The organism is Sulfitobacter sediminilitoris (assembly GCF_010667575.1).
GTDB classification, from domain to species: domain Bacteria; phylum Pseudomonadota; class Alphaproteobacteria; order Rhodobacterales; family Rhodobacteraceae; genus Sulfitobacter; species Sulfitobacter sediminilitoris.
Genome location: NZ_JAABNT010000011.1, coordinates 67387 through 89454, shown reverse-complemented (window position 1 = coordinate 89454; position 22068 = coordinate 67387). Strand labels below are relative to the sequence as shown.

General features: G+C 59.0%; 23 protein-coding genes. 8 read left to right on the top strand and 15 right to left on the bottom strand.

Annotated features, from left to right (window positions below; genetic code table 11):
• Positions 1–78: 78 nt before the first annotated feature.
• The 14 genes from lpdA to GV827_RS16450 all read right to left on the bottom strand — a co-directional run bounded on the left by lpdA (position 79) and on the right by GV827_RS16450 (position 13564).
• Positions 79–1467 (bottom strand): dihydrolipoyl dehydrogenase, encoded by a 1389-nt coding sequence (lpdA, locus tag GV827_RS16515; RefSeq protein WP_164354918.1) that lies wholly within the window; start codon positions 1465–1467, stop codon positions 79–81.
• Between the two features lie 43 nt (positions 1468–1510).
• Positions 1511–1906: an MAPEG family protein gene (locus GV827_RS16510; RefSeq protein WP_164354917.1), complete on the bottom strand. Its 396-nt coding sequence runs from the start codon at positions 1904–1906 to the stop codon at positions 1511–1513.
• Complete coding sequence (locus tag GV827_RS16505) at positions 1903–2286, bottom strand: MAPEG family protein (protein ID WP_164354916.1); 384 nt, start codon at positions 2284–2286, stop codon at positions 1903–1905. Before GV827_RS16505 ends, GV827_RS16510 begins: the two co-directional genes overlap by 4 nt.
• 76 nt (positions 2287–2362) lie before the next feature.
• On the bottom strand, positions 2363–3901 hold the full coding sequence (odhB, locus tag GV827_RS16500; protein ID WP_164354915.1) for a 2-oxoglutarate dehydrogenase complex dihydrolipoyllysine-residue succinyltransferase: 1539 nt from the start codon (positions 3899–3901) through the stop codon (positions 2363–2365).
• Positions 3901–6864: a 2-oxoglutarate dehydrogenase E1 component gene (locus GV827_RS16495; RefSeq protein WP_164354914.1), complete on the bottom strand. Its 2964-nt coding sequence runs from the start codon at positions 6862–6864 to the stop codon at positions 3901–3903. The genes odhB and GV827_RS16495 overlap by 1 nt, the downstream gene beginning before the upstream one ends.
• Positions 6865–6895: 31 nt before the next feature.
• Positions 6896–7357: a DUF805 domain-containing protein gene (locus GV827_RS16490; protein ID WP_235930405.1), complete on the bottom strand. Its 462-nt coding sequence runs from the start codon at positions 7355–7357 to the stop codon at positions 6896–6898.
• 68 nt (positions 7358–7425) lie between these two features.
• A complete protein-coding gene (sucD, locus tag GV827_RS16485; protein WP_164354913.1) occupies positions 7426–8313 on the bottom strand; it encodes a succinate--CoA ligase subunit alpha in 888 nt (295 codons plus the stop codon).
• A 9-nt stretch (positions 8314–8322) separates the two neighbouring features.
• Positions 8323–8751, bottom strand: coding sequence for a succinyl-CoA synthetase subunit beta (locus GV827_RS16480; protein ID WP_164354912.1), 429 nt, complete (start codon positions 8749–8751; stop codon positions 8323–8325).
• Between the two features lie 122 nt (positions 8752–8873).
• Complete coding sequence (locus tag GV827_RS16475) at positions 8874–9254, bottom strand: hypothetical protein (RefSeq protein ID WP_164354911.1); 381 nt, start codon at positions 9252–9254, stop codon at positions 8874–8876.
• A 155-nt stretch (positions 9255–9409) separates the two neighbouring features.
• Positions 9410–10603: an ADP-forming succinate--CoA ligase subunit beta gene (gene sucC, locus GV827_RS16470; RefSeq protein ID WP_164354910.1), complete on the bottom strand. Its 1194-nt coding sequence runs from the start codon at positions 10601–10603 to the stop codon at positions 9410–9412.
• 296 nt (positions 10604–10899) lie between these two features.
• Complete coding sequence (locus tag GV827_RS16465; protein WP_164354909.1) at positions 10900–11931, bottom strand: MaoC family dehydratase; 1032 nt, start codon at positions 11929–11931, stop codon at positions 10900–10902.
• Positions 11931–12134, bottom strand: coding sequence for a DUF1737 domain-containing protein (locus tag GV827_RS16460; RefSeq protein WP_164354908.1), 204 nt, complete (start codon positions 12132–12134; stop codon positions 11931–11933). The genes GV827_RS16465 and GV827_RS16460 overlap by 1 nt, the downstream gene beginning before the upstream one ends.
• A gap of 10 nt (positions 12135–12144) precedes the next feature.
• Positions 12145–12702: an NnrU family protein gene (locus tag GV827_RS16455; protein ID WP_164354907.1), complete on the bottom strand. Its 558-nt coding sequence runs from the start codon at positions 12700–12702 to the stop codon at positions 12145–12147.
• A 4-nt stretch (positions 12703–12706) separates the two neighbouring features.
• Positions 12707–13564: an HpcH/HpaI aldolase/citrate lyase family protein gene (locus GV827_RS16450; protein WP_164354906.1), complete on the bottom strand. Its 858-nt coding sequence runs from the start codon at positions 13562–13564 to the stop codon at positions 12707–12709.
• A 337-nt stretch (positions 13565–13901) separates the two neighbouring features.
• On the opposite strand from GV827_RS16450, the gene GV827_RS16445 reads away from it, so the two are divergent.
• Positions 13902–14234, top strand: coding sequence for a hypothetical protein (locus GV827_RS16445; RefSeq protein WP_164354905.1), 333 nt, complete (start codon positions 13902–13904; stop codon positions 14232–14234).
• Between the two features lie 82 nt (positions 14235–14316).
• Here GV827_RS16445 and GV827_RS16440 read toward each other — a convergent pair whose 3' ends face one another.
• Positions 14317–15072, bottom strand: a complete 756-nt coding sequence (locus GV827_RS16440; RefSeq protein ID WP_164354904.1) for a sulfite exporter TauE/SafE family protein — start codon at positions 15070–15072, stop codon at positions 14317–14319.
• Positions 15073–15457: 385 nt separating this feature from the next.
• Here GV827_RS16440 and GV827_RS16435 point away from each other — a divergent pair, with 385 nt between their 5' ends.
• From GV827_RS16435 to sdhA, 7 genes are all read left to right on the top strand, one after another.
• Positions 15458–15742, top strand: a complete 285-nt coding sequence (locus GV827_RS16435) for a hypothetical protein (RefSeq protein ID WP_164354903.1) — start codon at positions 15458–15460, stop codon at positions 15740–15742.
• A gap of 266 nt (positions 15743–16008) precedes the next feature.
• A complete protein-coding gene (mdh, locus tag GV827_RS16430) occupies positions 16009–16971 on the top strand; it encodes a malate dehydrogenase (RefSeq protein ID WP_164354902.1) in 963 nt (320 codons plus the stop codon).
• 81 nt (positions 16972–17052) lie between these two features.
• Positions 17053–18537, top strand: coding sequence for a hypothetical protein (locus GV827_RS16425; RefSeq protein WP_164354901.1), 1485 nt, complete (start codon positions 17053–17055; stop codon positions 18535–18537).
• Positions 18538–18604: 67 nt separating this feature from the next.
• A complete protein-coding gene (locus tag GV827_RS16420) occupies positions 18605–19330 on the top strand; it encodes a DUF1194 domain-containing protein (RefSeq protein ID WP_164354900.1) in 726 nt (241 codons plus the stop codon).
• 133 nt (positions 19331–19463) lie between these two features.
• Positions 19464–19850, top strand: coding sequence for a succinate dehydrogenase, cytochrome b556 subunit (gene sdhC / locus GV827_RS16415; RefSeq protein WP_164354899.1), 387 nt, complete (start codon positions 19464–19466; stop codon positions 19848–19850).
• 11 nt (positions 19851–19861) lie between these two features.
• Entirely contained in the window at positions 19862–20233 is a 372-nt protein-coding gene (gene sdhD, locus GV827_RS16410; RefSeq protein WP_164354898.1) for a succinate dehydrogenase, hydrophobic membrane anchor protein, read from the top strand.
• 24 nt (positions 20234–20257) lie between these two features.
• Entirely contained in the window at positions 20258–22063 is a 1806-nt protein-coding gene (gene sdhA / locus GV827_RS16405) for a succinate dehydrogenase flavoprotein subunit (RefSeq protein ID WP_164354897.1), read from the top strand.
• Positions 22064–22068: the final 5 nt, after the last annotated feature.

Below are 22068 nucleotides of genomic sequence, written 5' to 3'. Positions count from 1 at the left end.
AAAAAGAGAATGGCCGCGCCCCAACAGAAAGCGCAGCCATCGAACCGTCCCGCTGAATGATGCCGTAAAGGCCCTGATCTACATGTGGATCGGGCCGTCGCCGCAGGCCAGCGCCGCCTCGCGTACTGCTTCGGAATAGGTGGGGTGGGCGTGGCAGGTCATCGCAAGATCCTGCGCAGAGGCACCGAACTCCATTGCGACGCAAACCTCGTGGATCAGATCGCCCGCGCCGGGGCCAATGATGTGACATCCAAGGATGCGGTCGGTTTCCTTGTCCGCAAGAATTTTAACAAAACCGTCGCCTGCGAAATTCGCCTTGGCGCGGGCGTTGCCCATGAAGCTGAACTTGCCCACCTTGTATGCGCGCCCCGCGTCCTTGAGGGTTTGTTCTGTTTCACCTACGTTGGCGACCTCTGGATGCGTGTAGATCACACCGGGGATCACGCCATAGTTCACGTGTCCATGCTTGCCCGCGATCACTTCTGCAACGGCCATGCCCTCGTCTTCTGCCTTGTGGGCCAGCATCGGGCCCTCGATTACATCACCGATGGCGTAGATGCCCTTAACGTCGGTCTGCCATTCCTTGGTCACGGCGATTTGACCGCGCTTGGTCAGGCGAATGCCAAGCGCCTCAAGGTCGAGCCCGTCATGATAGGGTTTGCGCCCCGTGGCAACCAGCACCACATCGGCATCCAACACATGCTCGCTGTCGTCCTTGCGCAGCTTGTAATGGGCCTTGGCCTTGGTCTTGGTTGCTTCGGTCTTTTGCACCGCGGCACCCATAACAAAGTTCAGACCCTGTTTTTTCAGCGTCCGCTGGAAGGTTTTCTGCACTTCGGGGTCCATGCCCGGTGTGATCGCATCAAGGAATTCGACAACCGTGACCTCTGACCCAAGGCGGGAATAGACGCTGCCCAGTTCGAGGCCGATAACGCCCGCGCCGATCACGACCATTTTCTTGGGCACTTTGCCCAGTTCAAGCGCGCCGGTGGAGGTCACGACGACCTTTTCGTCCACCTCGACCCCGGGGAGCGAGGAAGCTTCGGACCCGGTCGCGATGATGATGTTCTTGGCCTCGTGAACCTCGTCTCCGACCTTGACTTTACCGGCTTCGGGGATGGTTCCCCAGCCCTTGAGCCAGTCGATCTTGTTCTTCTTGAACAGGAATTCGATGCCCTTGGTGTTCGTCTCGATCGTGGAATTCTTGTAGGTCAGCATCTGCTTCCAATCGACCGATGGGCTTTTGCCCTTCAGCCCCATCTCGGCAAAGTTGTGCTCTGCCTCGTGCAGCATGTGTGACGCATGCAGCAGCGCCTTGGACGGAATACATCCCACGTTCAGGCAGGTTCCGCCCAGCTTCTCGCGCCCCTCGACGCAGGCGGTTTTCAGACCCAGTTGCGCGCAGCGGATCGCAGCGACATAGCCGCCGGGGCCGGAGCCGATGATAATGACGTCATAGCTGGACATGGGAGTTTCTCCTTGGGTGGTATTGGCCCGCAGGGTAGGGGCGTCAGATAAGCGCTGCAAGCAGCATCAAAAGGGTAGCAAGAATGCCCACGCTCCAGATGAGCGAGCGCCAGGGCGTCAGGCCAAAGGCATAGGCGGGCACATAGGCGACGCGTGCAATGAGATAGGCCCAGGCGCAAGCAGCAGTGAACGGCGTGCCCTGGCCTGAAAGTTCGGTGACGCCCACGGCGATGGCAAAAAGCAGCAGCCATTCGGTATGGTTGTCAAAGGCGCGGCCCAGCCGTGCCGTGCGGTCGGACATGGGCCGAGCAGGTTCCCTGTCGCGGGCTGACATGGTGTAGCCCGGACCAAGCTCGCGGTTCGCCGGCAAGGCATAAAGCACGAACTGCACCATCTGCCATAGAGTGGCGAGTGCAAGAACCGTGAGTTCAGTGCTCATAGCGCCAGCAGGTAGAGTATGGCTGTAGCGGCAAAACCGGCAAGCCATGCCAGCGTGCGGATCGCTGGGACGCCCAACGCGTATACCGGCAGGTAGATGATGCGCGCCACTAGGAAAACCTGACAGGCCAGCAGAGATGCATTGTCGGTCTTGTCCTGCACTTCCAAGAGCAGCACGGCAGGGGCGAAAAGCGCCATGGCGGTGATTGAATTGTCGAGCGCGCGTTTAATGCGGGCGGTCATCAGGCCGACCTCGCGCGGTTCGTCCCGCGCGGACATCAGGTAGCCCATGGAGAGCGTGCGCATGGAGCCCAAGACCTGCAGGAGCAGTGTGATCAGTACTAGGATGCCGTAGGCGGCAAGGAGTGTGAGTTCGGTCATGTTATTGTCCCCTAAGCTGGCGGGATGAGCCCCGCTCTGCGGACGGATAGTAGGGCGGGGTTCGCCCCGCCGCCACTTACAAGTCCATCAACAAACGACGCGGATCCTCCAGCATCTCTTTGACGCGCACAAGGAATGTCACCGCGCCTTTGCCGTCGATGATCCGGTGGTCATAGCTGAGCGAGATGTACATCATCGGGCGGATCACGATCTCTCCGCCGATGACCATCGCGCGGTCCTGGATTTTCGCCATGCCAAGGATACCGGACTGGGGTGGGTTCAGGATGGGCGCGGTCATAAGCGAGCCGTAGACGCCGCCATTTGAGATGGTGAAGGTGCCGCCGGTCATGTCGGCCATGGTGAGCTTGCCATCGCGGGCCTTCTTGCCCATGGCATTCACGGCCTTCTCGATCTCGGCAAAGGACATGCTGTCGGCGTTCTTGATTACCGGCACCACAAGGCCCGTGGGCGTGCCTGCGGCAACACCCATGTGGACATAGTTCTTGTAGATCACGTCAGTGCCGTCGATCTCTGCATTGACCTCGGGGATTTCCTTCAAGGCGTGGCAGCACGCCTTGGTGAAGAAGGACATGAAGCCCATGCGCACGCCGTGTTTCTTTTCGAAATCGGCCTTGTAGGCGTTCCGGATCGCCATCACCTCGGTCATGTCGACCTCATTGAAGGTGGTCAGGATCGCGGCGGTGTTTTGCGCTTCTTTCAGGCGGCGGGCCATGGTCTGCTTGAGACGTGTCATACGCACGCGTTCCTCGCGGGACGCATCATCCGCAGCGGATGGGGCGCGTGGCGCTGTGACAGCCGCTGGTGCGGATGCTGCTGCTGAGGTACCAGCAGCGATGGCCTTGGCGACGTCCTCTTTCATCACGCGTCCATCACGGCCCGAACCGGTGACCTGATCGCGGCTGATGCCCGCTTCGGCCATGGCTTTCTTGGCCGATGGGGCATCTTCGACGTCTTTGCCGGTTGATGGGCTGGCCGCTGCCGGAGCCGGAGCTGTCTCCTGTGCGGAAGCAGAGGCCGCTGCGCCAGACCCTGCGGACAGAACCGCGAGCTTGCCATTGGCTTCAACTGTGCTGCCTTCTTCTGCAAGGATCTCGGTCAGAGTGCCTGCGGCGGGAGCAGGGACTTCGACAGAAACCTTGTCTGTTTCCAGCTCGCACAGCATTTCGTCTTGGGCAACGGTATCGCCCACCTTCTTGAACCATGTGCTGACGGTCGCTTCGGTAACGCTCTCTCCCAACGTGGGGACCATGACGTCAACGCTTTGACCTCCGCCGTCGCTGGACTTGCGAGGCGCTTGGCTGCTGGCCGCATCATTTTCAGAGCTTTCGCGGGCTTTCGGCGCTGCCTTGTTGCCCCCATCGCCTTCGGAGATGTTAGCAAGCAGGGCATCCACGCCGACGGTTTCGCCCTCGGCGGCGACGATTTCTTCCAGTTTGCCCGCCACGGGGCTGGGGACCTCGACCGTCACCTTGTCGGTTTCCAGTTCGCACAGCATTTCGTCCACGGCAACGGCGTCACCGGGTTTCTTGAACCATGTTGCCACGGTCGCCTCGGTCACGGATTCGCCCAGCGTCGGGACACGTACTTCTGTCATTACTTCGATCCTTTGAGTGTCAGCGCCTCGTCCACGAGGGCGGCTTGTTGTGCTTTGTGCTGGCTGGCCAGACCTGTCGCCGGGGAGGCGGCGGTGGCGCGGCCTGCGTAGACGGGCCGCGTGTTTTTGGCTTTGATACGGCCAAGAACCCATTCGATGTTGGGCTCAATAAAGGTCCATGCGCCCTGGTTCTTGGGCTCTTCCTGGCACCAGACCATCTCGGCGTTTTTGAACCGCTCCAACTCCTTGACCGCAGATTGCGCGGGGAAGGGATAGAACTGTTCGAAACGCAGGAGGTAAATGTCATCGATGCCCCGCGCGTCGCGTTCTTCAAGCAGGTCGTAGTAGACCTTGCCTGAACACATCACCACGCGCTTGATCTTGTCATCCGCCACCAGTTTGGTGTCGGAATTGCCCTGCTGCGCATCATCCCAAAGGACGCGGTGGAAGCTTGAACCCGTTGTGAACTCATCGGCCGTTGAGACCGCCAGCTTGTGACGCAGCAGCGATTTCGGCGTCATCAGGATAAGCGGCTTGCGGTAGCTGCGGTGCAGCTGACGGCGCAGGATATGGAAGTAGTTGGCCGGTGTCGTGCAATTCGCCACGATCCAGTTGTCGCCGCCACACATGGTCAGGAACCGTTCCAGACGGGCGGAAGAGTGTTCCGGCCCCTGTCCCTCGTAGCCGTGCGGCAGCAGGCAGACCAGACCGGACATGCGCAGCCACTTGGATTCGCCTGAGCTGATGAATTGATCGAACATGATCTGCGCTCCGTTGGCAAAGTCGCCAAACTGCGCTTCCCAAAGTGTCAGGGCATTCGGTTCAGCCAGCGAGTAGCCGTATTCAAATCCGAGAACGGCATATTCACTGAGCGCTGAGTCGATCACCTCGTACTCTGCCTGCCCCTCGCGGATATGGTTAAGCGGATAGTAGCGTTCTTCGTTTTCCTGATTGATCAGGCCCGAATGACGCTGGCTAAAGGTGCCGCGGGTCGAATCCTGCCCGGCAAGGCGGACCTTGTAGCCCTCAGTCAGAAGCGAGCCAAAGGCGAGCGCCTCTGCGGTTGCCCAGTCAAAGCCTTTTCCAGCCTCAAACATCTCTGCCTTGGCATCCAGAAGGCGCCCGACTGTCTTGTGCAGCGGGAAACCGTCGGGCGCGGTCGTCAAGGCCTTGCCCACTTCCTTCATCGTGGCAGGTTTAATCGCTGTCTTGCCACGCTGATATTTCTCTTTTTGCTTGTCGAGGTGGGACCACTTGCCATCCAGCCAGTCGGCTTTGTTGGGGCGGTATTCCTTGCCAGCTTCGAACTCATCGTTCATCAGCTTCTGGAAATCGGCCTTCATGTCTTCGATTTCGCCCTCGGGCACCAAACCGTCTTTGGCCAGACGGTCGGAATAGAGGCTCAGCGTGGTTTTGTGGCCTTTGATTTTCTTGTACATCACCGGGTTGGTGAACATCGGCTCATCGCCCTCGTTATGTCCGAACCGGCGGTAACAGATGATGTCGATCACCACGTCCTTGTGGAACTTCTGGCGGAATTCGGTGGCCACGCGCGCGGCGTGCACGACCGCTTCGGGATCATCACCGTTGACATGGAAGATAGGCGCCTCGACCACGAGTGCGTTATCGGTGGGATAGGGAGAGGAACGCGAGAAGTGCGGTGCGGTGGTGAAACCGATCTGGTTGTTCACCACGAGATGCATTGTGCCGCCCGTTTTGTGACCGCGCAGGCCTGACAGAGCGAAGCATTCTGCCACGACGCCTTGCCCCGCGAATGCCGCGTCACCGTGCAGAAGGAGTGGCATGACGGCGATCCGGTCGTGATCGTTCAGCTGATCTTGCTTGGCGCGGGCCTTGCCCAGCACCACGGGGTTCACAGCCTCAAGGTGTGAGGGGTTGGCTGTGAGAGAGAGGTGGACAGAATTGCCGTCGAAATCACGGTCCGATGAGGCACCAAGGTGATATTTCACGTCACCAGATCCGTCGACGTCCTCTGGCTTGAAACTTCCGCCCTGAAATTCGTTGAAAATCGCGCGGTAGGGTTTCTGCATCACGTTGGCGAGCACCGACAGGCGGCCCCGATGGGGCATGCCTATAACGATCTCTTTCAGGCCCAACTGACCGCCACGTTTGATGATCTGCTCCATCGCGGGGACAAGGCTTTCGCCGCCATCAAGGCCGAAACGCTTGGTGCCCATGTATTTGACGTGCAGGAATTTCTCAAATCCCTCGGCCTCGACCAGCTTTGAAAGGATCGCCTTGCGCCCGTTCTTGGTAAAGGTGATTTCCTTGTCGTAACCTTCGATCCGTTCCTTCAGCCAACCGGCTTGTTCGGGGTCTGAGATGTGCATGTACTGGAGTGCAAACGTGCCGCAATAGGTACGTTTGACGATGCCGACGATCTGTTTGAGTGTCGCGACCTCAAGGCCAAGCACGTTGTCGATGAAGATCGGGCGGTCCATGTCGGCGTCGGAGAAACCGTAGGCTTTTGGGTCAAGCTCGGGATGGTCACCCCCTTCGCGCATGTCAAGCGGGTCCAGATCGGCGGCCAGATGGCCCCTGATCCGGTAGGCCCGGATCAGCATCAGCGCGCGGATTGAATCCAGCACGGCCTGTTTGATCTGATCGTCACTGACCTCTACGCCCTTCTCGGCGGCCTTGGCTTTGATCTTGTCACCTGCGGCCTTTGCCTCTTCGGGTTCGGGCCAGATGCCGGTAAGCGCGCCCATGGTGTCGCCCGTTGGGGCCGGGGGCCAGTCACGCCGTGCCCAAGACGGGCCAGAGGCTTCGGCTTCGACAGCTTTGCGCTCATCTCCCATCGCCTTGAAGAAGACGTGCCATGCCTCATCGACTGAAGACGGGTCAGCGGCGTAGCGGGCGTAGAGCTGTTCAAGGTATTCCGCGTTGTCCCCCTCCATGAAGGAGGAGGCGTGGAAATGGTCGTTGGCGGGTTGTTCGGTCATGGCGTCACCTTATGGCTGGGCTGGACGTGGATCAGGCGGCGGGCGCGGGCGGCGGGCCGTACTGGTTGGTTTCGGGCTGGCTGGGGCGGGTGAGCCACCACAGGAAGACGAGGCTGACGATCAGGCCGATGAGCCCGAGGACGCCGGACAGCAGGACCGAGCCGGTGCCGGGGAACTCGCCCGCGGCGATGGCGGCCTCGTCGGGCATGGCGGGGGCCAGCAGCGTATTCAGCAGGCTGAGGACGGCGGTGATGACAATCCACCAGCCGGGGCGGCCGGTGTCCTGCAGGCGGCGGAAGCCCACGGCCAGCATCGGCACGATGATGGCGAGGGTGAAGATGAAGGACAGCGGGCCGAGGAACATCGCCACGATGGAGCCGAGGACCACGAAGAGGAAGAACCACCAGTATTCGGAGCGGGAGGCGCGGCCCTCGAACTTGGCGTACTTCTGCGTCAGGCAGGTTTTGACGGCGGTCATGAAGTCCATGGTCATTGGTCGTCCTCCCGTAAGGCGGGGGTTTTCCCCGCCGGTGGTGAAGGCGGGGTGAACCCCGCCCTACATTATCCCTTCTCGATCGCTTCCTTCACCGCCTCGCCCAGTGTCGCGGGGCTGTCGGCCACGACGATGCCCGCTGAACGCATGGCTTCGATCTTGTCCTCGGCGCCTCCCTTGCCGCCGGCGACGATGGCGCCAGCGTGGCCCATGCGGCGGCCCGGAGGGGCGGTGCGGCCGGCGATGAAGCCTGCGGTGGGCTTCCAGCGGCCTTTCTTCTTTTCATCGGCAAGGAACTGCGCGGCTTCTTCTTCGGCGGAGCCGCCGATTTCGCCGATCATGATGATGGACTGTGTCTCATCGTCAGCGAGGAACATCTCAAGCACGTCGATGTGCTCCGTCCCTTTGATCGGGTCGCCACCGATGCCCACGGCGGAGGACTGGCCGTAGCCCAGATCGGAGGTCTGCTTGACCGCCTCGTAGGTGAGCGTACCGGAGCGGGAGACCACGCCGCAGGAGCCACGCTTGTGGATATGGCCGGGCATGATGCCGATCTTGCAGGCGTCTGGTGTGATGACACCGGGGCAGTTGGGGCCGATGAGGCGGGACTTGGACCCTTCGAGCGCGCGCTGCACCTTCATCATGTCAAGAACCGGAATGCCTTCGGTGATGCAGACGATCAGCTCCATCTCGGCGTCGATTGCCTCAAGGATCGAATCCGCCGCGAAGGGAGGCGGAACGTAGATGACAGAGGCGTTGGCCTCGGTCACATGCTTGGCCTCGTGCACGGAGTTAAAGACAGGCAGGTCCAGATGCGTCTGACCGCCTTTGCCGGGGGTCACGCCGCCGACCATCTTGGTGCCATAGGCGATGGCCTGTTCAGTGTGGAAGGTGCCCTGCGAGCCGGTGAGGCCCTGACAGATGACTTTGGTGTTTTCGTCTACGAGTACGGCCATGTCTTTTCCTTAGTTCTGGTCGTTGGTGGGCAAGAGGCGCTCCACCAGCATAAATGTTTCGGTGCCCTGCGGCCCATTGCGGGTGCCCACATGGACGATGGCGGTGCGACGCGGATTCAAGCGCCGCGCGGCAAGAAGAGTGGTGGTTTCGGTTTCGGTGTAGCTGGCGGGCAAGGGGGCAGGGGTGGTGATGCCCTCCTTGGTGAGTGCCTCAACAGCGGTTGCCGCTGCCTTGTCGGCGTGGTTGCCGGCGAAGGCGATCTCGCAGCGGCGGTCGGTGCCGGGGGTCGCGGGGCGGCCCGTGGCCGGGGAGGGATCGGCGCTGGAGAAGGGATCGAGGTCGTAGAAGTCGTATGTGGCGCCGGAGAGGGCAAAGGTTTTGCGGGCCTTCTCGGCGGTCATGAAGGGTGAGAAGCAGTTTTGCGCGAAGAGGTCCATGGCAGCGCGGGCTGTCGAGGCAGGGTCGCCTGCTTGCGCTCCGCTGACGCTCAACAAAACGTCAAGACCAGCGGCAAAGCCCAGCGCGCGCAGAGCCTTCGGTACTATCGCTGCGCGGCGTCTCACGACCCAGCCCCATGGGAAACGACAATCTTGGAAGTACGGCCGCTCATCGGCTCAACCCTGAGTGTGCCTGCTGCCCCGTCTTTAGTGAAATTGGCAGACAGACGAACGCCTTTGCGCGTGGCCGAGAGGATCCGCACGCCCATATTGGAAAGCTTCGCCTGCAGGCGCTCAGACACATCTTTGATCTTCGAGTTCTTTGACATCCAGACTTCGCAGTCAAGATTGCTGCCGCTTGCCTTCCGAAAGACGACAATCGCGCTTTCGCCGCGCCATGTCCCAAGTTCGTCCTGAGCCAGCCCCTTCGCAGCAAGCCGTGGTGCAATGTTGCGGTAGCTTGGGAACGTGGAAATGCAGGTGTCGCGTGCAATTTCTACCATTTCTCCAATTTCAGCTGAGGTTGCAGTCTGAGCGTTGGCCGGACTGGAGGCGATTGTTGCGGCCAGAAGACCAGCGGTCCATCGCAGGGGCTCCGCCCGTGAACGCCACAAACGCTCCACTGGAGCGTTTGCCGCGCTTATGCGCGGACTGCCCTTCACCCCTTCACAGCCTTCACGATCTTCTGCGCGCCGTCCTTCAGGTCGTCCGCCGCGATCACGTCGACGTCGGAGTTGTTGATGATGTCCTTGCCCTGCTGCACGTTCGTGCCTTCGAGGCGCACGACCAGCGGGACCTTCAGGCCCACTTCCTTCACAGCAGCGACGACGCCTTCTGCGATCACATCGCAGCGCATGATGCCGCCGAAGATGTTAACGAGGATGCCTTTGACGTTCGGGTCGGAAGTGATGATCTTGAACGCTTCGGTGACCTTTTCCTTGGTGGCACCGCCGCCGACGTCGAGGAAATTGGCGGGCTCGGCCCCGTAAAGCTTGATGATGTCCATCGTGGCCATCGCAAGGCCCGCGCCGTTGACCATGCAGCCGATTTCACCGTCCAGAGCGATGTAGTTGAGGTCGTACTTGGAGGCTTCGAGTTCCTTGGGATCTTCCTCGGTGGTGTCGCGCAGCTCGGCAATATCGGCGTGGCGGTACATCGCGTTGCCATCAAAGGCGACCTTCGCGTCCAGAACTTTGAGGTCACCGCTGTCAGTGACGATCAACGGGTTGATCTCAAGCATCTCCATGTCTTTTTCAATGAAGGCTTTGTAGAGCAGCCCCATAAGGCCCACGCATTGCTTGACCTGCTTGCCTTCCAGTCCCAGCGCAAAGGCGATACGGCGGCCATGGAAGGGCTGGTAGCCGGTGGCGGGGTCGACAGAGAAGCTGAGGATTTTTTCAGGCGTACTTGCCGCGACTTCTTCAATGTCCATGCCGCCTTCGGTGGAGCAGACGAAGGAAACGCGCGAGGTCTGACGGTCGACCAGCAGCGCGAGGTAAAGCTCAGTCTCGATGCCGGAGCCATCTTCGATGTAGATGCGGTTCACTTGCTTGCCGACAGGGCCGGTCTGGTGCGTGACCAATGTGCGGCCCAACATTTTCTTGGCCTGCTCTGCCGCTTCTTCCACGGATTTGGTCAGGCGCACACCGCCTGCATCGCCGGCGTCGGCCTCTTTGAATTTGCCCTTGCCGCGCCCACCTGCGTGGATCTGCGCTTTGACAACCCAAAGCGGGCCGTCCAGTTCTCCAGCAGCGCTCTTGGCGTCCTCGGCCTTGAGGACGACCCGGCCATCAGAGACGGGCGCGCCGTAGTTGCGCAAAAGGGCTTTCGCCTGGTATTCGTGGATGTTCATGGAAAACGGTCCCGTTTTGGTTCAAGCTACGGGTTGGCTGACCCGCGAGTCTTATGGTTCCCGCGCAGCTTTTCGGAGTTTTGATCGCAATACTACAGGAAAGTGACATTTGTGATCACAGCTAAAAAACGTGTGATCACAAATATTGTAAAATTCAGGAATTGATAAGAAAATAGCGGCATAACCGGTCGCTACGCCGCTGTGAGAAGCAAGCCTTCAACCTGATTCTTTCCACAAAAAGAGATGCGTTCGGCCACTGCTGCTGACCGCCGCCGACCCTGAGCTAATGAAAATGCTCAGAGAGGCATCAGGGCCCAGTAATCGAGATCCAGCAACACATTCGGTGAATACTTGCCGTCCTCGCCCCGCAGATGGAACGCGGCCCCGCCTTTGGTGGCCACCAGCCGCAAACGGATGGCACCAACGCCGGGGGCATCGGTTTCTGCCTTGTCCAGGACTTCGGACCATGCGCGTACCGTGTCACCTGCAAGGCAAGGGTTCGCGTGTGCACCGCCGTTCAGACCGACCATCATCTGCGCATTCGCCAAACCGTTGAACGACAGCGCACGTGCCATGGAAATCACGTGCCCGCCATAGATCAGCCGGGTGCCATCGGGCCGGGCGGAGGTGTCGAAATGGACTTTCGCAGTGTTTTGCCACAACCGCGTCGCCATCATGTGTTCGGCTTCTTCGATGGTGACACCATCGACATGATCAATCTGCTCACCGACTTCGTAGTCGCTCCAGCGGTGCGTTTCACCAGCGAGGGTGAAGTCGTAGTTGGTGAAATCAAGCCCTTCTGGCACGACGAGCTGATCCGGGGTCAGCGCGGACGGCAGATCTGGCACGACGGTCTCGGGCGCGGCGGCATCGATGTTGCGTTTGCGTACCATCACCCAGCGCACATATTCCAGCACCGCTTCGTCATGCTGGTTCAACCCGCTCGTGCGCACATAGACGACACCGGTTTTCCCGTTCGAGTTCTGTTTGAGGCCAATCACCTCGGACTGGCTGCGCAGCGTGTCGCCGGGCCAGACGGGTGCCAGCCAGCGGCCTTGAGCGTAGCCAAGGTTTGCAACGGCGTTCAGCGACACGTCCGGCACGGTTTTGCCAAAGACAATGTGAAAGGCGATCATGTCGTCCAGCGGGCTGGCCCTGAGCCCGCTGGCTTGCGCGAACTGGTCTGATGAATAAAGCGCGTGGCGCGCCGGATAGAGCATGTGGTAAAGCGCCCGCTCTCCGCCTGAAACCGTGCGCGGTACGGCGTGATGCAGTGTCTCGCCCACGCGATAGTCTTCGAAAAAGCGCCCGGCGTTGGTTTTGCCCATCAGTGCTCTCCCAGTTTTGTCTCAGGGGTGTAGGTGCCGGGCACTTCCTTGGTCACGGCTTGCCCGCAACGCATGACCCCGGCGGCGTGGTCCCATGTTTGGGTGGGTGTGCCGTAAAGCTCCCACCCCTTGTTCAGGGCATCGGTGACCTTGTGGCAAAAGGCGGACGTGTCCTCTTCTGAGAGGAAGCGGTAAAGTTTCATTGCATGGTCCTTAGGAAGAGAAAGGCCAGACGCCGAGCCACGTGTGGATGGCCGCAACAACGCTGAAGAGCACGGCAGATATCACAGCGAGTCGGATGTAGGTCTTGCGGCCTGCGGGTGGCGGTGGCGTCCAGTTTGGTTCGGCGCGGTTGATCAGGATGACCGAAACCACTGCCCAACCCAGCAAGCCGCCAAACAGGATGATCGAAGCCAGATCGCCGTTGACCAGCAAATGCGCTGCTGCCCAGATTTTCACCGCCAGCAACTGTGGATGGCGGGTTTTGTAGGCGGGCCATGCCTTGGCCCCCTTGGCAGCTGAAGAGCCGTAGACCCAGAAGGCCAGCAGCATGGCAAGATTGTTGATCCCCGTGAGGAAAGACGGCGGATACCAGACCGGGATAAAATCAGCGCCCCGGTAGCCCAGCACCATCAGCACGACGCTTGCCAGCACCAGCAGAGCGACCAGGCCCTTGCCCGGATCGCCCAGCTTTGCCCGTGCGTCGGGAGCAAGGCGTTTGAACCAATGAGCGACAATCCACAGGATCAGGCCAAGAAGAAGCAGGGTCATTGGGTTATCCTTCGTTCATTGCGGCAATGGCGTCGAGTTTGGCCAGTGTCTCGCGTGCGGTGGCAACATGCAGGTTCTCAACGATCTTTCCGTCAACAACTGCCACACCTTGACCCGAGGCTTCGATTTCCTCGAATGCGGCAATCTGGCGGCGGGCAAGTTCAGCTTCTTCTTCGGACGGAGAGAAGGCGGCGTTCGCAACGTCAAGCTGCGCAGGGTGGATCAGTGTCTTGCCGTCAAAGCCCATGTCGCGACCTTGATCACATTCGACCTTGAGGCCCTCGTCATCCTTGAACGCATTATAAACACCGTCGATCACGGCGCATTCATGCGCTTTGGCGGCCAGTACGCACAGGCCAAGGCCCGTTATCAGTGGCAAACGATCAGCGCGAAAGCGCGTCTGTAGATCTTTGGCCAGATCGTTGGTGCCCATGACCATGGCTTCCAGCTGGCGGTGCGCCGCGATGGCGGCGGCGTTCAGCATCGCGCCCGGTGTCTCCATCATAGCCCAAAGCGGGATGTCGCCAACAATTTCAGTCAGCGCTTCAAGGTCGGCCGGGCTGCCGACCTTTGGCAGAAGGACCGCATCAGCGTCCATTTTGGCAGCGGCAGCGGCATCATCTGCGCCCCATGGCGTATCAAGGCCGTTAATACGGATGACCCGGTACCGATTGCCATAACGGCCCTCTTTCAGCGCTTCGGCCAGCGTATCGCGCGCGGCGACTTTTTCATCCGGCGTTACGGCATCTTCAAGGTCAAAGATGATCGCATCGCAGGGCAGGCCACGGGCTTTGTCCAAGGCGCGCGGCTTGGAGCCGGGGATATAAAGGACTGAACGAAGGGGACGGGCGATCTTGGGCATTGCTGGCTTCCGGTCTTGGGCGGCATTACCGCCGGGTCAGAATATTGCGCGCAAGGGGGCATTATTTGCACAAAAGTTCAAGCCCATTTGCGCCGCAGTGCAGCAAATATCAAATTTTGAGGGTCTGCGGACGCCACGTTAACCAATACTTCAACCCTGAGCCGCAAAGTGATCCCCGTTGCATCCCATGGGGAGAGCCGTTTCGGCAAGACCGCCGGAGAGTGCGGAGCGGGACATGCAGCCACATGTCACAACCTGGGCCACCCAGGTCCCGCCGGGAAAACCCGGGGTAGGTCCGAGGACTTTGGGTGCGGCCTTTCGAATGAAGGCACATAGGATGAATAGAACTGAAAAAATGTTCAAACTCGGCGCACTGACGGCTGCTGCGGCCTTGTTTTTGGCGACGACCACAGATGTCGCTGCGCAAAGCAGCCGAAACTGCGGTCCGCGCGCGGCCGTTGTGGAAAAACTGGCAGAAGGGTACGGCGAAACACGGCAATCTGTGGGGTTGGGCTCAAATAACTCTGTCGTTGAGGTTTTTGCCTCAACAGAGACGGGCAGTTGGACAATCACGGTGACAATGCCCGGTGGGTTGACCTGTCTGGTCGCTTCCGGACAGTCCTTTGAAACAGTCGCGGATGCCCTTCCGGCCAAGGGTAGTGACGCATGAACTGTAGTGACGCCTGAATTATCGTGCAGACCACGAAGCGGGAAGGCGGGCCAGATGGTCCGCCTTTTTGCTGAAGCGGATATCAGGTCAGGCCATCCCAGATCAGCTTGGATCCGGTAACAAGCAGCAGAACATAAGTCAGACCGAAAAATACTCGCTCTGGCACCAGGTGGTGGGCCTTGACGCCGATCCACGTTCCCAAAAGCGCAAAGGGCACCAGCACGATATTGGCAAGAAAGGTCTGTGCCGTGAACATGCCCAAAGCAGCGTAGGGAAAGAACTTTGCGATATTCAGGACCCAAAAGAGCAGCACCGTGCTGGCTTGAAACTGGGTCTTGTTGAGCCCGCGGCTTAGCAGGAAGACGGCAGCGGGCGGGCCGCCTGCATGGCTGACGAACGTGGTAAATCCTACCACCGTGCCCCATGCGACACCGGCCCAATCAGGCATGCGATCGCGTTTAAGATTTAGAAGCTGGGAGGCAAGCAAAAGCTGCCACAGGACAAAACCCACTGCCACGCCGCCAATCAGCACGCGGAACAGATCGGCAGAAGCCACCTGATACAGCAATGCCCCTGCCACCACGCCGGGCAATCCGCCCAGCACCAAGAGCTTCACATCGGGCGCGCTCCATTTCCTCCAGTACGGACGTAGTGAACTGACGTCGATCAACATGAGCATCGGCAGCATGACACCAAGCGCCAGTCCGGGTTCGACCACCAGCGCCAGAATCGTCGCCGAGGCGAAAGCCGCGCCTGAACCAAAGCCCGCCTTCGAGATGCCGGCGAAGAGGACCGCAGGACCTGCGACAATAAAGAAGAAAAGGTCGAGGGTCAGCATAAAAAATGTATGTCTTGAATCATGGGTCTTCGTAGACAGACACGCGGCTGACAATCGCAACACACCCAAGACATCTTAGGATCATTGGCGGATTGTCTGCGTGCTGCAATAGGCGTCTTGCCCTTATCAATGGGGGAGATACAGCAAGATAGCAAACCTGAACACTCTGTGATTTTGCGGCATTCCGGAGCCTGCGCGATGCACCCGGTGTCCTGCCCAGCAGCAAGGCCATGACTATACCACAGCATGCAATTATCTGAAAAATAGTAATGAATTCAGGGTCGATCTACCTTTGCCGCTGCTTCTTCTGCATCAGATGGATCAACATTCACAAGAAAGAAGGAGAACAAGAAAGACCGTTTTCTGACGACCACAGCCCATATTGATGACCCTTTCCGGCGCTGCCATTGCAGGCTCAAATTCGAGCGAGACAGCGGGTGCCGGCACTAAGACCTATGAACAGGGCGATCATTATTCTCGCGACCTGATCGGTATGTGGAACGACAACGTCGAAACTGAGAGGGAGACGCATGTTCGTTTAGGTGACGGCGCAGAGAGCGCATGGAATAACATCGGTGAGATTGACGACATCATGGTATGCAAAGATGGCGATATTCGCACCGTGCATCGTGGTGTTTGCGGTTTTCTTGGGTCAGGCGAATGCCGGTAGCTGTGAACTCTGAGCAAGTTCAGGTCCTGAAGAACGAAGACTGTGACGGATACCGTTTCTACACCGACAGCACAGAGAAAAAGCCTGAAGCGATGCGTGAACACAAAAACCAACTCACGCTGGCATAATCAAGATTGAGGGGCGTCGTTTTTGCCGGCCCTCACCTATCGTTTTGATAAGGACGCAGCTTGCTCAAAGGCTGAACTTGCAGGACGACACGCATTTCGCTATCCCCGGCGCAACGCAACTCTATCGGAGATATCACCATGGCCAGACCCAAAATCGCGCTCATCGGCGCGGGGCAAATCGGCGGCACACTTGCGCACCTTGCAGCACTCAAGGAACTCGGCGACGTTGTTCTGTTCGACATCGCGGAGGGCATCCCGGAAGGCAAGGCGCTCGACATCGCAGAGTCGGGTCCATCTGCCAAGTTTGACGCGACCATGTCCGGCACACAGGACTACGCGGACATTGCAGGCGCTGACGTCTGCATCGTCACCGCTGGCGTCGCCCGCAAGCCGGGGATGAGCCGTGATGATCTGCTGGGCATCAACCTCAAGGTCATGAAATCTGTTGGTGAAGGTATCGCCGCGCACGCGCCGGACGCTTTTGTGATCTGCATCACAAACCCGCTTGATGCGATGGTTTGGGCGCTGCGCGAATTTTCCGGTCTGCCGCATGAGAAAGTATGCGGCATGGCAGGTGTGCTTGACAGCGCGCGCTTCCGTCACTTCCTTGCCTCCGAATTCAACGTCTCCATGAAAGACGTCACGGCATTCGTTCTGGGTGGCCACGGTGACACGATGGTGCCGCTTGTGCGTTATTCCACGGTCGCGGGTATCCCGCTGCCCGATCTGGTCAAGATGGGTTGGACAACACAGGAAAAGCTGGACGCGATCGTTCAGCGGACGCGCGATGGCGGTGCCGAGATTGTTGGTCTGCTCAAGACCGGTTCGGCGTTTTATGCGCCTGCAACATCCGCGATTGAGATGGCTGAAAGCTATCTGAAAGATCAAAAGCGCGTGCTGCCCTGCGCGGCGTATGTTGACGGTGCCTACGGGCTGAACGGCTTTTACGTGGGCGTGCCGACAGTGATCGGTGCAGGCGGCATCGAACGTGTGGTTGAGATTTCGATGAACAAGGACGAGCAGGCGATGTTCGATAATTCTGTCAATGCTGTCAAAGGCTTGGTGGAAGCTTGTAAAGGCATCGACGACAGCCTCACATAAGCACTAGTTCTGTTTTCTTTCCAAGGGTGCGCTGGTCAAGAACTTGCGCACCCTTTTGCATTTCTGAAGGATCATCGCCCAATGATGCGTTGGATTTCTGGCTGCCTTGTCGCGCTGACAGTCAATTTTGGTGCTTCGGCGCAGCAGGTGAACGCACCTTTGGCTGAGATTGGCCTGCAGTCGCGGATAGAAGCGTTGTCATCCCAAAGCGATGCGCATGGTTTTGAATTGGGCATGTTGATAACCCTGCGAGGGCTCGAAAAAACACTGCAAACGCGCTACGAATTCGGACTTGGCGGTCCGATGAGAGAACTGCCGATACTTCGCCTTGAGCTGGGACCGCGCAACCCGCAACCAAAGCAGGCGCAACCCGACACGCTGACGAAGATGATGCTAACCGCGCTTACGGATCTACAAAACGCGCGTGCCGTGCTGAAAGACGCGGCCGATGCCGGGCGTGTGTTGCCGTTTGATCTGACCGTGCAAGATGTTTGGTTTGACGTGAACAGCAACGGGAGCCGGGAGGCGAACGAAGGTGTGGTCGACGCGCTTGGCCCATTGTTGTTGGGGCGACGTGCGATGCAGCAAGTCGAAGCAACTGGCGCACTTGAGGGGCCGATCACGGTTCGCTTCGACGAGGCTGATCATGCTTGGCTGACGGCCTATACCCATATGCTGTCCGGAATGGGAAATCTATTTGTCGCCTTTGATCCCGCGCCAATCATCGAAAATCTTGTTAACCGCCGAGAGCGGCTCTCACAGGTGCCAATTGTTCCGAATACCTATGACAAAGATGCACTGATGCTGGAAATTGCGGCACTGAATGCCGAGAAAAGGCGTGTGGACCGTTCGGTAAAGAGGCAGAACGAGCGTCTTCAGCAACTCCGCGCGCGCGAGCAAGCGCTCCGCGCGGCGACACCGCAAGACGACGCTGAAATCCGAGCCCTGACAGCAGAGCGTGCCAAGATCGAAACCGAGGTAGTGGTACTGCTGCGGCAAGAGCAACGTTTTCTGCAGGCCGAAATATCAGCGGCAAACGCAAAGCTGAATAACCCGAAGCGAGGCTTTGAAGACAAATGGGTCCAGCAGGCGGATTCATTGTATGTCCTTCTAAGCGCCTTGCGCCAGCAACCAAAGGCGGAACGCGTTACGGCGGCACGCGATCACTGGCGGGCGATGCTGGTAGAGAACCGGCTTTTCTGGGCCTTGCTGCAGGAAGAACAGGATAATGATCGCGAGTGGATACCAAACCCGTCCCAAAGCTCTGCGCTTGGCATTGCGGTAAACCAGCAGACTGCCGACGCATGGCAAGCGATCCTAGATGATGCGGAGGCTTTACTTGAAGGCAGACTGCTGCTGCCGCATCCGCTTTTGCCCGAGGGTGTCGGGATCAGCTTGAAGGCGTATGCCGAAAATCCTGGCCCACTTGATTTGCTGGACTGGGTGCATGGGATCGGCGCGTATGAATACGCAGCGAAAGGTCCAATGATATCGCGGCAGCGGTGGTTGGCTTTCAATCGTCTGACTGGCGGCAACGCCGGAGGTTTTGCGCTCTTTTTCAACTAAAGGCATTTCGGCCGAGGTTAGCCAATATATGAATGGCATCTGTGCTCAGGTTGGCTAGGCTGATGGCATGCGTTTGCTATACGCCCTCATTGTTTCGTTTCTGCCGCTATGTGCGGACGCCTGCGAACTCGCCCTGGTGCTGGCTGTTGACGTCTCAGGTTCCGTCGACAGTCGCGAATATCGTGTGCAGATGAATGGCCTGGCGCTGGCCTTGGGCGATGGGTCAGTTGCTGATGCGCTGATTGACGCGCAGGCGCAGATCACGCTGGTGCAGTGGACCGGAGCGTCGCGGCAGCGGCAGACGATCCCATGGACAGCGATCAACGGGATCGAAGACGTGGAGGCGCTTGCCGTGCGGATCAACGATGATCAGCGGCGCTGGCGCAATTTTTCCACGGCGATCGGAGAGGCAATTGAGGTATCTGCGGCGCTTTTTGATGCGGTACCGCAGTGCAAGCGTCGGGTGATTGACGTGTCAGGGGACGGCATATCGAACGAAGGGGTGGAGCCGCGCGATTTGCTGGGGTTGATGAGAAGCCAGGACATCACGATCAATGCAATTGCCATTGAAACTGAGGAGACCGATCTGACGGCATATTTTTTCGAGAACCTGATTGTTGGGGAAGGCGCATTTGTGATCACCGCCAGCGGATTTGACGATTATCCCGAGCAGATCAGACGCAAATTGCAACGCGAGACGACGAAGCAACTGAGTCGCTTGCCGTTTGCACTGGATGGTTGTGATCACAGCGCGTTGGCGTGTGATCACAAAGTGAGATACAAACATCCATGAAGCATATTTTGCCTGCAAATCTTTGGCAAAGACTGCGTCAAATGTTCCGAACCCCGTGACACTGCTATAAAATCCGCTATGACTTGGTTCAGCCAATAAAAGATCACATAGCCACCTTTAAAGGACCCGTGCCATGGCCGATGTAAACCGGGGCAATCGTCCCCTGTCGCCTCATTTGACGATCTACCGTCCACAACTGACGTCTATGACTTCCATCCTGACCCGGATCACGGGAAACGCGATGTTGATCGCTGCCCTGATGATCGTCTGGTGGTTTCTTGCTGCTGCAACCTCAGAAGAATACTTCAACACTGCGAATGCTTTCGTCACCAGCTGGTTCGGCGATCTGGTGATGCTCTTCTCGGTTCTTGGGCTTTGGTACCACACGCTGGCGGGGATCCGGCACCTGATTTGGGACAACGGCATCGGGCTGGATATTCCCACGGCTGAAAAGATGGGCTGGGCCTGTTTGGGTGGATCGGTACTTCTGACGCTGATCACCGTAGCGGCACTGGCATAAGGAGAGGGATGATGGCTTTTTTGACAGACCGCAAACGTGCGATGGGGCTGGGTTCTGCAAAGTCGGGGACGGAACATTTCTGGTCCATGAAGGTCAGCTCGGTCGCGTTGCTGATCCTCATGCCCTTGTTCGTGTTCACTTTCGGTGCAGCCCTTGGCGGCACTTATGAAGAGATCCTGGCCTATTACAGCCGTCCGACGCCTGCGATCATCGCGGCGCTGACGCTGGCGGTAGGGTTCAAACACTTCAACGACGGCTGTCAAACGCTGATCGAAGACTATGTGCATGGTACGGCGCAGAAGATCACGATCATTCTGATGACCTGCCTCAGCTACGGCGCAGCGGCGGTTGGTGTTTTCGCCATCGCCAAGCTGGCGCTTTGATTTCATTCCCGAAGGGAGACCGATATGGCCGCATATGAGTATGAAACCCACGAATATGACGTGGTTGTTGTGGGCGCTGGCGGTGCTGGCCTGCGCGCAACACTGGGCATGGCAGAGCAGGGCCTGCGCACTGCCTGTATTTCCAAAGTATTCCCGACCCGGTCGCATACGGTTGCCGCGCAAGGCGGTATTGCCGCCAGCCTGAGCAACATGGGTCCCGACAACTGGCAGTGGCATATGTATGACACGGTCAAGGGCTCAGATTGGTTGGGCGACACGGACGCGATGGAGTATCTCGCGCGCGAGGCGCCCAAGGCGGTGTACGAGCTTGAGCACTACGGCGTGCCGTTTTCGCGTACCGAAGAGGGCAAAATCTATCAGCGTCCCTTTGGCGGTCACACGACCGAGTTTGGCGAAGGCCCGCCTGTGCAGCGCACCTGTGCGGCCGCCGACCGGACCGGTCACGCCATTCTGCACACGCTTTATGGCCAGTCGCTAAAGAACAACGCGGAATTCTACATCGAGTATTTCGCAATCGACCTGATCATGTCGGATGACGGTGTTTGCCAGGGCGTGCTGTGCTGGAAACTGGACGACGGCACGATGCACCTTTTCGCCGCCAAGATGGTCGTGCTTGCGACCGGCGGTTATGGCCGTGCCTATTTCTCGGCGACCTCTGCGCATACCTGCACCGGCGACGGTGGCGGCATGACGGCCCGCGCGGGCCTGCCGCTTCAGGACATGGAATTCGTGCAGTTTCACCCCACCGGCATCTACGGTGCCGGGTGTCTGATCACCGAAGGGGCGCGGGGCGAGGGCGGATACCTAACCAACTCCGAAGGCGAGCGGTTCATGGAGCGCTATGCGCCGACCTACAAGGACCTTGCGTCCCGTGACGTGGTCAGCCGCTGCATGACCATGGAAATCCGCGAAGGGCGCGGCGTGGGCGAGAACAAGGACCACATCCACCTGCATCTGAACCACCTGCCACCGGAAACGCTGGACCTGCGACTGCCCGGCATCTCGGAAAGCGCACGTATCTTTGCCGGTGTAGACCTGACCAAAGAGCCGATCCCGGTTCTTCCGACGGTGCACTACAACATGGGTGGCATCCCCACGAACTACTGGGGCGAGGTGCTGGCTCCGACCAAGGACAGCCCCGATAATGTCTCACCCGGTCTGATGGCGGTGGGCGAAGCGGGCTGTGCGTCGGTGCATGGCGCAAACCGTCTGGGCTCCAACTCGCTCATCGACCTTGTGGTCTTTGGCCGTGCCGCTGCGATCCGCGCCAAGGAAGTTGTGGATGCAAACGCACCGGTCCCGACACCGAACAAGCGTTCGGTTGAGGCCGCGTTCAGCCGCTTTGATGGTCTTCGCTATGCCAATGGTCACGTGCCCACCGCGGAACTGCGCCTTGAGATGCAAAAGACAATGCAGGCCGATGCTGCCGTCTTCCGTACGGACAAGACGCTGGCTGAGGGCGAGGAAAAGATGAAAGGCGTTGCCGGCAAGCTGGATGACCTGCATGTGACAGACAAAACCCTCGTCTGGAACTCTGACCTGATGGAAACGCTTGAGCTGACCAACCTGATGCCAAACGCGGTTGCGACAATCACCGCTGCGGCAGCACGTAAGGAAAGCCGAGGTGCACACGCGCACGAGGATTATCCTGATCGTGACGATGAGAACTGGCGCAAGCATAGCCTCATCTGGTTCAAAGGGAACGAGGCCTCGCTTGGTTTCCGGGGCGTGCATCTGAAGCCGCTGACCAGCCACAACGAGGGCGGGATCGACCTGAAAAAGATCGCTCCCAAGGCACGGGTGTACTGACGCCA